The 14,771-nt window shown below is 65.6% G+C and carries 17 protein-coding genes; 12 read left to right on the top strand and 5 right to left on the bottom strand.

Features of this window, described 5'->3' with window-relative positions; genetic code table 11:
* Window positions 1-147 precede the first annotated feature (147 nt).
* Entirely contained in the window at window positions 148-1,218 is a 1,071-nt protein-coding gene (locus C8J45_RS11605; protein ID WP_107963532.1) for an acyltransferase, read from the top strand.
* Here C8J45_RS11605 and C8J45_RS11600 read toward each other — a convergent pair.
* The 4 genes from C8J45_RS11600 to sucC form a co-directional block, all read right to left on the bottom strand.
* Window positions 1,204-1,962: an energy transducer TonB gene (locus tag C8J45_RS11600; protein ID WP_107963368.1), complete on the bottom strand. Its 759-nt coding sequence runs from the start codon at window positions 1,960-1,962 to the stop codon at window positions 1,204-1,206. The two genes, C8J45_RS11605 and C8J45_RS11600, sit on opposite strands and share 15 nt — an antisense overlap.
* A 456-nt stretch (window positions 1,963-2,418) precedes the next feature.
* On the bottom strand, window positions 2,419-3,348 hold the full coding sequence (locus tag C8J45_RS11595; protein ID WP_107963367.1) for an electron transfer flavoprotein subunit alpha/FixB family protein: 930 nt from the start codon (window positions 3,346-3,348) through the stop codon (window positions 2,419-2,421).
* Window positions 3,345-4,091, bottom strand: coding sequence for an electron transfer flavoprotein subunit beta/FixA family protein (locus C8J45_RS11590; protein ID WP_056064107.1), 747 nt, complete (start codon window positions 4,089-4,091; stop codon window positions 3,345-3,347). The genes C8J45_RS11595 and C8J45_RS11590 overlap by 4 nt, the downstream gene beginning before the upstream one ends.
* Before the next feature lie 234 nt (window positions 4,092-4,325).
* A complete protein-coding gene (sucC, locus tag C8J45_RS11585; protein ID WP_056053980.1) occupies window positions 4,326-5,528 on the bottom strand; it encodes an ADP-forming succinate--CoA ligase subunit beta in 1,203 nt (400 codons plus the stop codon).
* Between the two features lie 197 nt (window positions 5,529-5,725).
* Here sucC and C8J45_RS11580 point away from each other — a divergent pair, with 197 nt between their 5' ends.
* Window positions 5,726-6,256: a sterol desaturase family protein gene (locus tag C8J45_RS11580; protein WP_107963366.1), complete on the top strand. Its 531-nt coding sequence runs from the start codon at window positions 5,726-5,728 to the stop codon at window positions 6,254-6,256.
* A 44-nt stretch (window positions 6,257-6,300) separates the two neighbouring features.
* Window positions 6,301-6,630 carry a PilZ domain-containing protein gene (locus C8J45_RS11575; protein WP_056064110.1) on the top strand — a complete coding sequence of 110 codons (330 nt, stop codon included), beginning with the start codon at window positions 6,301-6,303 and terminating at the stop codon, window positions 6,628-6,630.
* A gap of 249 nt (window positions 6,631-6,879) precedes the next feature.
* Here the strand turns inward: C8J45_RS11575 and C8J45_RS11570 are convergent, their stop codons facing one another.
* On the bottom strand, window positions 6,880-7,818 hold the full coding sequence (locus C8J45_RS11570; RefSeq protein ID WP_055874773.1) for a ribose-phosphate pyrophosphokinase: 939 nt from the start codon (window positions 7,816-7,818) through the stop codon (window positions 6,880-6,882).
* 110 nt (window positions 7,819-7,928) lie between these two features.
* Here C8J45_RS11570 and gltX point away from each other — a divergent pair, with 110 nt between their 5' ends.
* The 9 genes from gltX (at window position 7,929) to C8J45_RS11525 (ending at window position 14,743) form a co-directional block, all read left to right on the top strand.
* Entirely contained in the window at window positions 7,929-9,254 is a 1,326-nt protein-coding gene (gene gltX, locus C8J45_RS11565; RefSeq protein ID WP_107963365.1) for a glutamate--tRNA ligase, read from the top strand.
* A 525-nt stretch (window positions 9,255-9,779) separates the two neighbouring features.
* Entirely contained in the window at window positions 9,780-10,445 is a 666-nt protein-coding gene (locus C8J45_RS11560) for a TonB family protein (protein ID WP_107963364.1), read from the top strand.
* A gap of 55 nt (window positions 10,446-10,500) precedes the next feature.
* Window positions 10,501-10,848, top strand: coding sequence for a hypothetical protein (locus tag C8J45_RS11555; RefSeq protein WP_056053696.1), 348 nt, complete (start codon window positions 10,501-10,503; stop codon window positions 10,846-10,848).
* Complete coding sequence (gene ribD / locus C8J45_RS11550; protein WP_107963531.1) at window positions 10,845-11,828, top strand: bifunctional diaminohydroxyphosphoribosylaminopyrimidine deaminase/5-amino-6-(5-phosphoribosylamino)uracil reductase RibD; 984 nt, start codon at window positions 10,845-10,847, stop codon at window positions 11,826-11,828. The genes C8J45_RS11555 and ribD overlap by 4 nt, the downstream gene beginning before the upstream one ends.
* Window positions 11,828-12,439: a riboflavin synthase gene (locus C8J45_RS11545; RefSeq protein ID WP_107963363.1), complete on the top strand. Its 612-nt coding sequence runs from the start codon at window positions 11,828-11,830 to the stop codon at window positions 12,437-12,439. Before ribD ends, C8J45_RS11545 begins: the two co-directional genes overlap by 1 nt.
* A complete protein-coding gene (gene ribB / locus C8J45_RS11540) occupies window positions 12,423-13,589 on the top strand; it encodes a 3,4-dihydroxy-2-butanone-4-phosphate synthase (RefSeq protein ID WP_107963362.1) in 1,167 nt (388 codons plus the stop codon). The genes C8J45_RS11545 and ribB overlap by 17 nt, the downstream gene beginning before the upstream one ends.
* Window positions 13,589-14,011: a 6,7-dimethyl-8-ribityllumazine synthase gene (ribH, locus tag C8J45_RS11535; RefSeq protein WP_060526082.1), complete on the top strand. Its 423-nt coding sequence runs from the start codon at window positions 13,589-13,591 to the stop codon at window positions 14,009-14,011. Before ribB ends, ribH begins: the two co-directional genes overlap by 1 nt.
* Window positions 14,008-14,553, top strand: a complete 546-nt coding sequence (locus C8J45_RS11530; protein ID WP_107963361.1) for a GNAT family N-acetyltransferase — start codon at window positions 14,008-14,010, stop codon at window positions 14,551-14,553. Before ribH ends, C8J45_RS11530 begins: the two co-directional genes overlap by 4 nt.
* Window positions 14,546-14,743 (top strand): DUF4169 family protein, encoded by a 198-nt coding sequence (locus C8J45_RS11525; RefSeq protein WP_107963360.1) that lies wholly within the window; start codon window positions 14,546-14,548, stop codon window positions 14,741-14,743. The genes C8J45_RS11530 and C8J45_RS11525 overlap by 8 nt, the downstream gene beginning before the upstream one ends.
* Window positions 14,744-14,771 lie beyond the last annotated feature (28 nt).

Genomic DNA, 14,771 nt, shown 5'->3' with positions numbered 1-14,771 from the left:
CCCCCGTGACGGTCGTTTCATCCTGAAGGAGGTGATCGCGCGCTACAAGCCGGGTACGCCGCGCCGAACCAGCGCGAAGTGGCGGACTTGAAGACCAGATCGACCGAAACACCCGTCGGAAGCAGTGCCCGGACCAGCGACACGCGCTTGTCCACCGCGATCGCGATCGCGCGGCTGATCGGGATCATGGGGATCGTCTACGTCCACGCCTGGACCGGACGCACCGCCGAGGAATTGGCGGCGGTGGCGTTCGGTTGGCAGGCGGTGCTGCGAACGGTGCTCGGCGAAGTGTTCGGACGTAGCGCGGTGCCGCTGCTCGGGATGATCTCCGGTTGGCTGGTCGTCTCGACCGCGACGCGCCAGCCCTACGGCGCATTCCTGCTCGGCAAGGCGCGGACGATCCTGCTGCCGATGCTGCTGTGGAACGCGATCGCGATCCTGCTGGTGGGGGCGGCGGCGACGTTCGGCGACCTGAAGGCACCGACGCCGACGAGCATCGGCTGGACGCTCAACGAACTGGTGCCGCTCGTGCATGCGAACGACGTCAACGTGCAGATGCCGTTCCTGCGCGACCTGTTCGTCTGCATGATGCTCGCGCCGCTGCTGGTGCGCGCGTCGAGTGCGTGGCTGGCGGCGGTCGCGCTGATCGCGGTGGTATGGAGCGTGTCCGGGGTGCACGTTCCGCTGTTGCTGCGACCGCAGATCCTGCTCTTCTTTACCGCTGGGATCGCCGCGCGGCGGTTTGGCGTGGCGGAGCGGGTGGCGGGGTGGCCTGTCGCTCTATCCGCGCTGCCATTCGTCGTACTGATCGCGCCGCGGCTGTGGACAGCGCTGCTCGGGAACGCGTTCTTCGATGCACATCCGCATCTGATGGCGGCATTCGACATCGTGTTTCGACAGGCCTCTGCGGTGCTGTTCTGGCGGCTCGCCTGGGGCTTGGCTGGGAGCAACGTTGCGGACCGATTGCGCGGGATCGAGCGGTACGGGTTTCTCGCATTCTGCGATCACCTGGTGCTGCTGTGGCTGTTCGGGCCGGTGATCGGGTTGGCGACCGGCTCGCTGGGGGCGGGGTTGTATCCGGCCTATCTGCTGGTCCAACCGCTGCTGGTGCTCGGCGTTACCGTCGTGCTGGGACAGGTGCTGATGGCACTCTTGCCGTCAGTCGCGCGGGTGCTCAGTGGCGGCCGGCTAGGGCGATCGGCGTCAGTTACCGCGTGACGGCGGGCCGAGCTGGTTCACCCATTCCTGGTTGTGGACGACGGTAGAGCGAACCGGCCGACCGGTGGCGTCGAGCCAGGGGCGGTAGCGGAACCGCAGCTCGATGAGGCGGCAGGTGGTCGCGTCGAGCACCGCATTGCCGCTGGAACGCGTGATCATGCAGTGCGTGACGCTGCCGTCGGTCTCGACGGTGTAGCGGACGCCGACGATCCCGCCCGCGCCGATCACCGCTTCGGCATTGGGGAAGTCCTTGTTCTTGAAGCGGCCTTTCAGGAGGCGGGGTGGGGTCTCCTGACCACCGTCCCCGTCGCCATTTCCGGAGCGGCCACTGCCCGTGCCGTTGCCCTCGCCGCCTGCACCGGTCCCTGGTCCGGGAATGGCGGCCGCGCCGGTGGTGGCGTCGCTACCGGGGCCTGGTTTCAGTGTAGCGATAACCGGGGGCGGTGGAACAATCGGGGGGACGATCGGCTTGGGGACGACGACTTCGGTCGCCTTCGAACGGAGGTTCGCAGGGGACGCTGCGCCTTCGGGGCGGTGGCTCTTTGCGGGGCGGGGAACGATCTTTTCGGGCGGCAGGGGCGGCGGTGAAGGGCCGACGGCGAAGGTCTTCAGCACGTCGGGAATAGCCGTGGGGATGCTGACGCCGAGGCCGAGGATGAGCGCGTGGCCGATGACGGCGCAGAGTAGCGCGGCGCTGGCGGCTGATATCAGGCGGTCGCGCGGGTTCGAGTGGACGCCGTGCATGCTGGATAATTGGGGAGGCGGGCGGTGGGTGGCAACTGCGCGTGAGGGTGCGAGAACGATCTCAGTACGCCGGACGCATTCGGCACTTATCCCGCTTCGACAGATGCACCTCCCTGGCGCAGGCCGGGGTCCAAGGGGAAAGGTCAATGTGACGAAGGACCATCCGCCGTTACCTCCGTTTCCCAATTGGGCCCCGGCCTTCGCCGGGAAGGCGGTCACTTTTGGGTGAAATTGACCTGGGTTTGTGAACAAACCGGTTCGACGTCTGCAGACCTGTACGTTCGGCAGACACTAGAACGGGCGGTGCGACCTACGTCACACCGCCCGTTCTTGGCGCGCGACGGGAGTAAATCCCGCGTCGTCGGTCGGCGCTGGAGCGCCGCCGGCCGGCCTTTCGCGTGCGAACCTGCGCTTCGCTGGTTCGCAGCGGCGTGCTGCTGCACGCCTCGCTCAGGCCTACAGCTTCGCCGTCAATTCCGGCACGATCTTAAACAGATCGCCGACCAAACCAATGTCTGCGACCTGGAAGATCGGCGCGTCCTCGTCCTTGTTGATCGCGATGATGACCTTCGAGTCCTTCATCCCCGCGAGATGCTGGATCGCGCCTGAAATGCCGACCGCGACATACACTTCCGGGGCGACGATCTTGCCAGTCTGGCCGACCTGATAGTCATTCGGTGCATAGCCCGCATCAACCGCGGCGCGAGAGGCGCCAACGCCCGCACCGAGCTTGTCCGCAAGTGGATCGATCGTTGCGTGGAACTGCTCGCTCGACGCCAGCGCACGGCCGCCCGAGACAATAATCTTTGCGCTGGTCAGCTCGGGACGCTCGTTCTTGGCAATTTCCGACCCGGCGAAGGTCGACAGACCCTTATCGCCGGTCGAGACAACCGCTTCGATCTCGCCCGAACCACCCTCGGTCGCAGCCTTGGCGAACGCCGTGCCGCGAACCGTGATGACCTTCTTAGCATCCGTCGACTGGACGGTCGCGATCGCGTTGCCGGCGTAGATCGGCCGCGTGAACGTATCTTCGCTCTCGACCGACAGGATGTCGCTGATCTGCATGACGTCGAGCAGCGCGGCCACGCGCGGCGCGATGTTCTTGCCATGCGTGGTCGACGGAGCGACGAACGCATCATGGCTCGCCATCAGCTCGACGATCAACGGCGCGACGTTCTCGGCGAGCGCATGCGCGAACGCAGCGTCGTCCGCGACATGCACCTTGCCGACGCCGGCGATCTTCGCGGCTTCGGCAGCGACGCCGTCGACGCCTTGGCCGACAACCAAGAGATGGACTTCACCGAGCTGCGATGCGGCTGTGACCGCCGACAGCGTGGCATCCTTGACGGCCTGACCGTCATGTTCGACCCAGACGAGCGTCTTCACTTGGCGACTCCCATTTCCTTGAGCTTGCCGACCAGCGCGTCGACATCGGCGACCTTGATCCCGGCCGAGCGCTTGGCAGGCTCGACGACCTTCAACGTGGTCAGGCGCGGCGTCACGTCGACGCCGAAATCGGCCGGCGTCTTCTGCGCCATCGGCTTCGATTTCGCCTTCATGATGTTCGGCAGCGAAGCATAACGCGGCTCGTTGAGGCGAAGATCGGTGGTAATGATCGCGGGCAGCTTGAGCGTGTCCGTCTCCGCGCCGCCATCGACTTCGCGCGTCACGTTGACCGAACCGTCGGCGATCTCGACCTTCGACGCGAACGTGCCCTGGCCCCAGTTCAGGAGGCCGGCGAGCATCTGCCCGGTCTGGTTGTTGTCGTCGTCAATCGCCTGCTTGCCGAGGATCACGAGGTCGGGCTTCTCCTCCTCGACGATCTTGGCGAGAATCTTGGCGACGCCCAGCGGCTCGACCTTGGTCTCGCTGACGACGAGGATCGCACGGTCGGCACCCATCGCGAGCGCGGTGCGGAGCGTTTCCTGGCTCTTCTGCTCGCCGATCGAGACGACGACGATCTCCGTCACGCCCTTGTCCTTGAGACGGATCGCTTCTTCGACCGCGATCTCGTCGAACGGGTTCATGCTCATCTTGACGTTCGCCAGATCGACGCCCGTTCCGTCCGCCTTCACGCGAGGCTTCACGTTGTAGTCAAGCACGCGCTTGACCGGCACCAGCACCTTCATCGGGGTTCCTTCCAAGGTGAAATCATTCGTGTCGCCAACCGGCGTTGGCGCGACAGATGGCTGTTTTAAGCCGTTTTCGCAAGTCCGGTATGGAAACATCGCTATGCCGTAGCGTCACGGCGAGATGCCGATCGGACCACCTGCCGAACAGTGTGCGACATCAACGAAAAAGGGCCCGGACGTTTCCGTCCGAGCCCCTCTTTTCGCAGAATCAGTATGCGTCGTCGGCAGCGGTTAGGCCGCGACCTTCTGTACCTCTGCGACGATCTTCTTCGCGGCATCGCCAAGGTCGTTCGCCGGAACGATCGCGAGGCCGGAGTTCGCGAGGATTTCCTTGCCCTTCTCGACATTCGTGCCCTCGAGGCGGACGACGAGCGGCACCGAGAGGTTCACTTCCTTCGCCGCGGCGACGATGCCGTCGGCGATGATGTCGCACTTCATGATGCCGCCGAAGATGTTGACGAGGATGCCCTTCACATTCGGATCCGCGAGGATGATCTTGAACGCCGCCGTCACCTTCTCCTTGTTGGCGCCGCCGCCGACGTCGAGGAAGTTGGCCGGGAACATGCCGTTGAGCTTGATGATGTCCATCGTCGCCATCGCAAGGCCCGCGCCGTTGACCATGCAACCGATGTCGCCGTCGAGCTTGATGTAGGCGAGGTCGTACTTCGACGCCTCGAGCTCGGCGGGATCTTCCTCGGTCTCGTCGCGCAGTTCGAGCAGGTCCTTGTGGCGGAACAGCGCGTTGCCGTCGAATGCGACCTTCGCGTCGAGCACCATCAGCTTGCCGTCGTTGGTGACCGCGAGCGGGTTGATCTCGATCTGCTCGGCATCGGTGCCCATGAACGCGTCATACAGCTTCGACGCGGTGTTCGCAGCCTGCTTGGCGAGATCGCCGGTCAGCTTCAGAGCAGCCGCGACGGCGCGGCCGTGGTGCGGCATGAAGCCGGTCGCCTGGTCGATGTCGATCGACTGGATCTTCTCGGGGGTGTCGTGCGCGACCGCTTCGATGTCCATGCCGCCTTCGGTCGAGACGACCATCATCACCCGGCCGGTGGTGCGGTTGAGCGTCAGCGCGAGGTAGAATTCCTTGTCGATGTCGACGCCGTCGGTGACGTACAGGCGATTGACCTGCTTGCCCGCGTCACCCGTCTGGATGGTGACGAGCGTGTTGCCGAGCATGTCGGTCGCGGCCGCGCGAACCTCGTCCTCAGTCTTGGCGAGGCGGACGCCGCCCTTGGCATCGGGGCCGAGCTCGACGAACTTGCCCTTGCCGCGGCCACCGGCGTGGATCTGCGCCTTGACGACATAGAGCGGTCCGGGAAGCTTCTTCGAGGCCTCGACGGCCTCCTCGACGGTCAGTGCCGCGAAACCGGCAGGCACGGGGACGCCGAACTTGGCCAGCAGTTCCTTGGCCTGGTATTCATGGATGTTCATCGGGAAGGCTCCACGCAATTTTTAGGAAACTCGGGAATTGGTTCGGCGTAAAGCACAGGGCGGGCTGCAAATCCACCCTTAAGGCATTTGCAGTTGCGTCTCGTTTGCAACAATGTGGTTTATGCGCGGAATAAACTCGGTTTCCACTAGGACAATTCGCCTTTTGCCGTGGCGCTTGCCGCCCCTATATGACGTACATGGCGATCTGGCTCGGCATCCTCCTGTTCCTCGGCACCGTGATCGGCATGGAAGCGTTCGCCTATGCCGCGCACCGCTGGGTCATGCACGGCTTCGGCTGGTTCCTGCACGAGAGTCACCACCGCACGCGTCACGGTAATTGGGAATTGAACGACCTGTATGCGGCGATCTTCGCTGTGCCGTCGTTCGTGTTGCTGCTTGGCGGCGTGCAGCTCGGCTGGTGGCCGGGGTTCGCCTGGATCGGTGCGGGCATCGCCGCCTATGGCGCGATCTATTTCGGGTTCCACGACGTGATCGTGCACCAGCGGATCCCGACCCGGTATCTGCCCAAGTCGAAATACATGAAGCGGATCGTCCAGGCGCACCGCTTGCATCATGTGGTCGAGACGAAAGAGGGCAATGTGAGCTTCGGCTTCCTCGTCGCGCCTAGGCCCGAGAATCTGAAGGCCGAACTCAAGCGGCGCTCGCGTGCCGGCATCCGCGCCCCGGTCCAGCCGCGTTCCGCCAAATCCCAAGCCGCCGAATCGTAAGGCGTTTGGAGAATGGTAACCACTTGGGGAGCAGTGTTCCGGACATGACACAGCCCGTCCCCATCCCCCCCGCCGAACCGACCGGCGAGGAGCTCCGTCAGGCGCTACGCAAGGCCGTCAAGATGCGCGCGCATCTGCGCGATCGGGGTCAGACGCGATTCGAGATCGAGGTGACGGATTTGTCGCTATCGGGGTTTCGCGCGGAGACGAGCTTTACGTTGTGGCCCGGGACGGTGGTGTGGCTGACGTTGCCGGGATTGGCGGCGCTCGAAGCGGTGGTCGCGTGGCGTGACAAGTTCAAATACGGCTGCGCGTTTGCCAAGCCGCTGCACCCGGCGGTGTTCGAGCATATCGTGGCGCTAAGCCAGCGATAGGCGCGGCAACGCCAACGCCGGTGCGCACGCGTAGCAGTGCGCAATCGCAGGCTCGGCCGGTGGTCGCCAAGGCGAACCCATCCGACGGCGGCTTTGCCGACCGTAAACTGCTTCAACATGTTTTACTGCGAACGGTAGCACCACGTCGGCAAAGCCGCCGTCGGTCGGTTCGGCATTACCGAACCGCCGGCCGAGTCTGACGCTGCCCGCTATGCGAGCATCGGCGCGGGCTGGCCGCGCCTGCGTCCGTCAATCAAACAAGCTTGATACGCTCGTCTCGTCCGCAATCCGCTTGATCGCCTCGCCGAGCAGCGGCGCGATCTGGAGGTGGCGAATCTTGCCGTGTGCACCCTTGATCACCTCGTGATTGCCGATCGAGTCGGTGATCACCAGCTCGCGCAGTTCCGAGCCTTCGACTCGGGCGACCGCGCCACCCGAGAGAACACCGTGCGTGACATAGGCGACGACATCCTCTGCCCCCGCTTCCTTCAGCGCAGCGGCCGCGTTGCAGAGCGTGCCCGCCGAATCGACGATGTCGTCGATCAGGATGCAGAAGCGTCCCTCGACTTCACCGATGATGTTCATCACCTCCGACTCGCCCGCACGCTCGCGGCGCTTGTCGACGATCGCGAGCGGGGCGTTGTCGAGTCGCTTGGCGAGCACGCGCGCACGAACGACGCCGCCGACGTCGGGCGATACGACCATCAAGTTCTTGCCCTTGAACCGCGCGAGGATATCTGCGGACATCACCGGCGCCGCGTAGAGATTGTCGGTCGGGATATCGAAGAAGCCCTGGATCTGGCCCGCATGCAGGTCGACCGACAGCACCCGGTTCGCGCCCGCGACGGTAATCAAGTTCGCGACCAGCTTGGCCGAAATCGGCGTGCGCGGGCCTGGCTTCCGGTCCTGCCGCGCGTAGCCCATGTACGGGATCACCGCGGTGATGCGCCGTGCCGACGCACGCTTGAGCGCGTCGATCATGATCAGCAATTCCATGAGATTGTCGTTGGCGGGATAGCCGGTCGACTGGATCACGAACACGTCCTCGCCGCGGACGTTCTCGTTGATCTCGACGAAGACCTCCTCGTCCGCGAACCGCCGCACGCTGACGTCGGTCAGCGGGATCTCGAGATAAGCGGAGATCTCCTGCGCGAGTGGCAGGTTCGAATTGCCGGTCATCAGTTTCATGAAAGTCTTCCCCGCTCGATCACGCGCACCCCTTAGGCCCAGCTTTCCGCTGGTGGAAGGGTTGCGTGGAAGCGTTTGCCCGGGGGCGTGCCGCTCCGTAGAGCGGCGGCATGACCGTGATCACCCGTTTCGCCCCCTCGCCCACCGGCCGACTGCACGTCGGCAACATCCGCACCGCCCTCCACAACTGGATGTTCGCGCGGGCCAATGGGGGGAAGTTCGTGCTGCGGATCGACGATACCGATCCCGAGCGCAGCGAAGAGCGCTTCGTAGACGCGATCCGTGCCGATCTGGACTGGCTCGGGATGACGCCCGATGCGGAGGAGCGGCAGTCGGCACGGTTCGCGCTGTACGAGGCGCGGTTCGCGGCACTGGTCGCGAGCGGCCACGTGTATCCCGCGTACGAGACGACGCAGGAGCTAGACCTGAAGCGCAAGATCCAGGCCGGGCGCGGGTTGCCGCCGATCTATGACCGCGCGGCGCTGGCGTTGGACGACGACGCGCGGGCGAAGCTCGAAGCGGACGGTGTAAAGCCATATTGGCGGTTCAAGCTCGATCACGACTCGGCGATCGCGTGGGACGACCTGATCCGCGGCGCGGCGCATTTCGAGGCGAAGACGATGAGCGATCCGGTCATCCGCCGCGCGGACGGGTCGTGGCTGTATATGCTCCCGTCGGCGATCGACGATGCCGAGATGGGCGTGACGCATGTGGTGCGCGGCGAGGATCATGTGTCGAACACCGCGCTGCAGTTGCAGATGTTCGCCGCGTTGGGCGTGACGCCGCCGCGGTTCGCGCACGAGGCGTTGCTGACGGGGGCGGAGGGGAAACTTTCGAAGCGGCTCGGGTCGCTCGGCGTCGATCATTTCCGCGAGGTCGGGATCGAGCCGCAAGCGGTGCGTGCGCTGCTCGCGCGGATCGGGACGAGCGACCCGGTCGAACCGATCGCCGACGCCGCGCCATTGATCGCGGGGTTCGACTTCGCGCGGTTCGGGCGGGCGCCGGCGCGGTTCGACGAGGCGGAACTGGCGGCGCTGAACGCGCGGATTTTGCATGCGCTGCCGTATGAGGCGGTGGCCGAGCGGTTGCCTGGGGGCATGGATGTGGCGGCTTGGGAGGCGGTGCAGCCGAACCTGGTGACGCTCGCGGATGCGGTGGACTGGTGGGGGGTGATCGAGGGGCCGGTTGCGGTCGAGGGCGATATCGACGCGGCGTATCTCGATCAGGCGCTGGCGGCGGCTGGGGAGATCGACTGGTCGGCCGATCCTTGGCATGCGCTGACGGCGCGGCTGAAGGCGGAGACGGGGCGCAAGGGGAAGGCGTTATTCCTGCCGTTGCGGCTGGCGCTGACCGGGCGCGATCATGGGCCGGACATGGCGGCGTTGCTGCCGCTGATCGGGCGCGAGCGGGCTTTGGAGCGGTTGGCGGCGCGCTGAGCTGGCATTCCTGAAGGTCGCCCGAAAAAGCATGTTCTCCCGCGAAGGCGGGAGTCCAGTCTGGGCTCCCGCCTTCGCGGGAGAACAAGGAAGGGCGGGCTGCGGTGGAATTGACCGCAACGGACTATACTTTGCCGGCGGTCACGTTGGCTGCGGCCGAAAGAAGCCTCCCACCTTCCCCACCGCCGCCACCCCGGCGGAGGCCGGGGCCCAGTTGGAAAGGTCGCAGTAACGTAGCGCCGGCTTCAGTTAGCAATGTCCCCCAATTGGACCCCGGCCTCCGCCGGGGTGGTGGCGGTGGGACTGAGAACGCTGCAAACCTGATCGGTTGGTGCGTCGAACCATTCCGGCTGGTCGAGCAAATCGCGATCGTATTCGACGCCGACGAAACGTCGATAAAATAGCGCCCAAGACATTCCCTCACCGCCCCTCCAACCCCCTTGCCCCCAAAATGTAATGATGTACCATCCCAACCGGCGGTACCTATCTCGCCGCCATCCTCGAGGAGAAGCGAAGGAGACGGTAATGTACGCGGATCGACTGAACCGGACGGGCGGATTCAATCCCGGGAGCCTCGGCGTCGCGCTGGCGATCAACTGCGCGGTGATCGGAGCCTTGTTCTTCGCGGCGCCGAACGTGCTGCCGTTCGAGCCCGACAAGCCACTCGTCACCTATGTCCCGTACACCCCGCCTCCACCGCCCGAACCGGTGCCGCCCGCCGATCCTCTGGTCCGCCAGCAGCAGCGCCCCGCCCCGCGTCCCGACGCGCCGATTACGGTAGTGCAGATACCGCAAACCGACGGCTTCACGGTCGCCCCCGATCCGATCCCCTATACGCCGCCGATCGGGGTCGAAGGCACTGGAACAGGCACCGTCGCGGTCGAGCCGCCGAAAGCCGCACCGGTATTCGTCCAGCCCGGCATCGACCCGCGCTACGCCGCCGACTTCCAGCCGAGTTACCCGTCCGAGGAACGCCGCGCCGAACGCGAGGGCAAGGTCGTGGTGCGCGTGCTGGTCGGCGTCGATGGCCGGGTGAAACAGGTCGAGCGGGTCAGCGCGACCACCGACACCTTCTATCGCGCGACGCTCGATCGCGCGCTGGCGAAATGGCGGTTCAAGCCGGCGACACGTGACGGCGTTCCGGTCGAGGCATGGCGATCGATGGCGCTGACGTTCGTGCTCCAGAACTGAAGCTTGAGAGGTACGGGGCTGGCCTAGCCGGCTCCGCCCCCCTATCTTGGCGCGCATGGGCTTTTTCAGTCGTTTCACGCCGATCGTCGCCTATCGCGACCTGCGGCTCTTCCTCAGCCAGCGCCGGCCGTACGAGCTCATCTTTCTCGTGGCGGCGCTCTGCGTCACCAGCTTCCTGATCTACGCGTTCATGAAGGATTCGTACGTCGAGAAGGAATACCGGCCGAAGATCATCTACGTCGAGCAGTGGCCCGCGGATCGCACCGATGCGCAGATCATCGCCCAGCAGAAGATCGACGCGCCGATCAAGGCCAAGGCGCTCGCCGAGCAGAAGGCGCGCGAAGATGCACAGCGCGCGTCGTTCAAGCGGCTCGACGACAAGCTGAAGGCCATGGGAATCTGACCCAGGCGGACGCGCGCTTGATGGGCGCCGCGCTGGCACTGGCCGAGCGCGGTCGAGGACGGACCGCGCCCAACCCCAATGTCGGCTGCGTGATCGTGCGCGAAGGCCAGGTGGTCGGGCGCGGCTGGACGCAAGCGGGGGGACGTCCGCATGCCGAAGCGATGGGGTTGGCCGAGGCCGGTGCGGAAGCGCGAGGGGCTACGGCCTACGTCACACTCGAACCGTGCGCGCATCAGTCCCCGCGCGGACCCGCATGCAGCGACTTGCTGATCGAGGCAGGCGTTGCGCGTGTCGTTGCCGGCCTCGAAGATCCCGATCCACGAACGGCAGGGCAAGGGTTTGCTCGGCTGGAGGCCGCTGGCATCGCGGTGACGCGCGGTTTTCGTGCGAACGAAGCCAGACGCTCGATGGCCGGCTTTCTGACGCGGCAGGCGCTCGGCCGTCCGCACGTCACCCTGAAGCTCGCGACATCGCTCGACGGCTGCATCGCGCTGCCGGACGGCGCGAGTCGCTGGATCACCGGCCCGCAAGCCCGCGCCCACGCGCATCTCGAGCGGAGCCGGCACGAGGCAATCCTCGTCGGTCGCGGCACGTATGACGCCGATGCGCCGCGACTCGACGTGCGGCTACCAGGGCTGGAAGCTCGCGGTCCGATGCGCGTGCTTTTATCCTCGACTGTCCAAGACGTGCCTGGCTGGACCGTCATCGCCGCGCCGCACGACATCGCCACGCTTCCGGACGTCGACTATATCCTCGTCGAAGGCGGCGCAGCTGTAGCGTCGGCGTTCCTCGCGGCCGATCTGGTCGACCGGCTCCTACTCTACCGCGCGCCGATCCTGATCGGCGGCGGCAAGCCCGCACTCCGCGACATCGGCCTCACGGACCTGACCAAAGCGCATGGTGGGTGGGCGATCGTCGATGCGCGGCAACTTGGCATGGACCGGCTCGAGGTCTACGAGCGCGAACGAAACGAGGCATAATGTTCACCGGAATCGTCACCGACATCGGCACCGTCACAACCGTGGAGTCGCCAGGCGACACTCGCGTCGTTGTCAGCACTGCCTATGATACCGCCACTGTCGATCTCGGCGCGTCGATCTCCTGCTCGGGCGTCTGCCTGACCGTGGTCGACAAAGGCCCCAACTGGTTCGCGGTCGACGTCTCGGGCGAGACGATTAGCCGTACCGCCAAGGACCAATGGACCGAGGGTCGCAAGTTCAACCTCGAACGCGCGATGAAGCTCGGCGACGAACTCGGCGGCCATATCGTCACGGGCCATGTCGACGGGCTCGGCACCGTCGTCGCATTGGCGGAGGAAGGCGGCTCGCACCGCGTCACCATCCGCGCGGGTGCAGACATCGCGCCGTTCATCGCACTCAAGGGCTCGGTGACGGTCGATGGCGTTTCGCTTACGGTAAACAGCGTTCAAGACATCGATGGAGAGGTCGAGTTCGGCCTCAACATCATCCCGCATACCTGGGCGGTCACCACGCTCGGGACGATCCAGATGGGGCAGTCGGTCAATATCGAGATCGACGTCCTCGCCCGCTATCTCCAACGCATGGAGCATTACCGTGTCAAAGCCAGCTGAACGCACCGCGGAATTGGGCCGTCTCAAGCACGGTTACCTCTCCAGCCCCGAAGAGATCATCGACGAGGCGCGCAACGGCCGGATGTTCATTCTGGTCGACGACGAGGATCGCGAGAACGAGGGCGACCTGGTCATCCCCGCGCAAATGGCGACGCCGGAGAAGATCAACTTCATGGCGAAGTTCGGTCGCGGGCTGATCTGCCTCGCGCTGACGAAGGATCGCACCGAGGAACTCGGTCTCGAACTGATGAGCCGCAACAACGGCACCCGGCACGAGACCGCGTTCACCGTGTCGATCGAGGCGCTCGAAGGCGTCACGACGGGCATCTCGGCGGCGGATCGCGCGCGCACCATCGCGGTCGCGGTCGATGCGACCAAGGGCAAGCCCGACATCGTCACCCCCGGCCACGTCTTCCCGCTGGTCGCACGCGACGGCGGCGTGCTGATCCGTGCCGGCCATACCGAAGCAGCGGTCGACGTCGCGCGGCTCGCCGGGCTCAATCCCTCGGGCGTGATCTGCGAGATCATGAACGAGGACGGCACGATGGCGCGGATGGACGACCTCGTCACCTTCGCGCAGTTCCACAACGTCAAGATCGGCACGATTCGCGATCTGATCGCCTATCGCCGCCGCCACGATCACCTCGTCGAAAAGCGCGCGGAGGCCAAGTTCACGTCCGAATGGGGCGGCGACTGGAGCGCGCTGACGTTCTGGAACAAGGCGACCGGCACCGAGCAGGTCGCGCTGGTCAAGGGCAAGATCGACCCCGCCAAGCCGACGCTGGTCCGCATGCACGCGCTGTCGCCGTTCGCGGACATCTTCGGCGAATCGGGCGATCGCGGCCGTATCCTCGCGCGCTCGATGCAGATGATCGCGGACGAGGGCGCGGGCGTGATCGTCGTGATCAACCGTCCGCGCAGCAATACCTTCACCTCCGCGGTGATGAAGAAGGCGGGCGCGGAGATCACGCCGGACATGGAGGAACTGCGCGACTACGGCGTCGGCGCGATGATCCTGACCGAACTCGGCGTCCACGACATGGTGCTGATCACCAACACGCATCACACGCTGGTCGGCCTCGACGGCTATGGCCTGTCGATCGTCGGCGAGCGCCCGATCGCGTCCCTGAACACGGAAAAGAGCAACTGATGGCGCATCTCCTCATCGTCGAAGCCCGGTTCTACGATCACCTCAACGACCTCCTGGTCGAGGGTGCGAAGGCCGCGATCGAAGCCGCCGGCCATACGCACGAGACGATCACCGTGCCCGGCGCGCTCGAAGTTCCCGGCGCGATCGCGCTGGCAGCCGAGAGTGAGACGTTCGACGCCTATGTCGCGCTTGGCGTCGTGATCCGCGGCGAGACCTATCATTTCGAGATCGTCGCGGGTGAGAGCGCACGCGGGATCATGCAGCTGACGATGGACGGCCTGCCCATCGGCAACGGCATCCTGACCACCGAGAACGAGGCGCAGGCTCTCACGCGCGCAAAGCCCACCGAAGGCGACAAGGGTGGCGGTGCAGCCAAGGCGGCGCTGGCGATGCTGGCGCTCAAGGACCGCTTCATCGCATGACCGCGCCGGTGCTCCTGACGGAGCGCCTGTTGCTCCGGCCCTTGGGACCGGAGGATGCCGAAGCCTGGTATGCGTTCCACACCGATCCCGTGACGATGCGTCATCTCGGCGGCGTCCAGTCGCGCAGCGTCGCCTGGCGTGGTCTGTGCGCCATGGCGGGCGCGTGGAGCATCCGTGGCTTCTCGATGTTCGGGGTGACGCTGCGCGATACCGGCGAATGGATCGGCCGCGTCGGTCCTTGGCAGCCCGAAGACTGGCCGGGGACGGAAATAGGTTGGGGACTGGCATCGCAGTTCGCCGGTCGCGGGTTCGCAGGCGAGGCTGCGTCGGCGACGATTGACTATGCGGTGGATGTGCTCGGCTGGACTGACATCATCCACACCATCGCACCCGACAACGTGGAGTCGATCGCGCTCGCGCAACGGCTCGGGTCGACCAACCGCGGCCGAACGAAACTCCCCCCGCCGCTCGAAGCGCTGCCGGTGGACGATTGGGGCCAGAGCGCCGCCGACTGGCGGGCGCGGAGAACAGGGCGTGGGTGACGTGATCAACCTGCGACTCGTCCGGAAGCAGCGCGCGCGAGACGAGGCATCGGTGCGCGCGGATCAAAACCGCAGGCTGTTCGGGCGGACGGTGGCCGAGAAGGCGGCCGACGCGGCTGCGAAGACTAGGATCGAGAAGACGCTGGATGGCGCGCGGCTCGATTCCACCTCCGACACGTTCGAGGAATAACCTCGCCCTCGTCTTGCCGACGGCCGCT

This window comes from Sphingomonas sp. PP-CE-3G-477 (assembly GCF_003050745.1).
GTDB lineage: Bacteria > Pseudomonadota > Alphaproteobacteria > Sphingomonadales > Sphingomonadaceae > Sphingomonas.
This window is presented reverse-complemented; position numbering and strand designations above follow the sequence as displayed.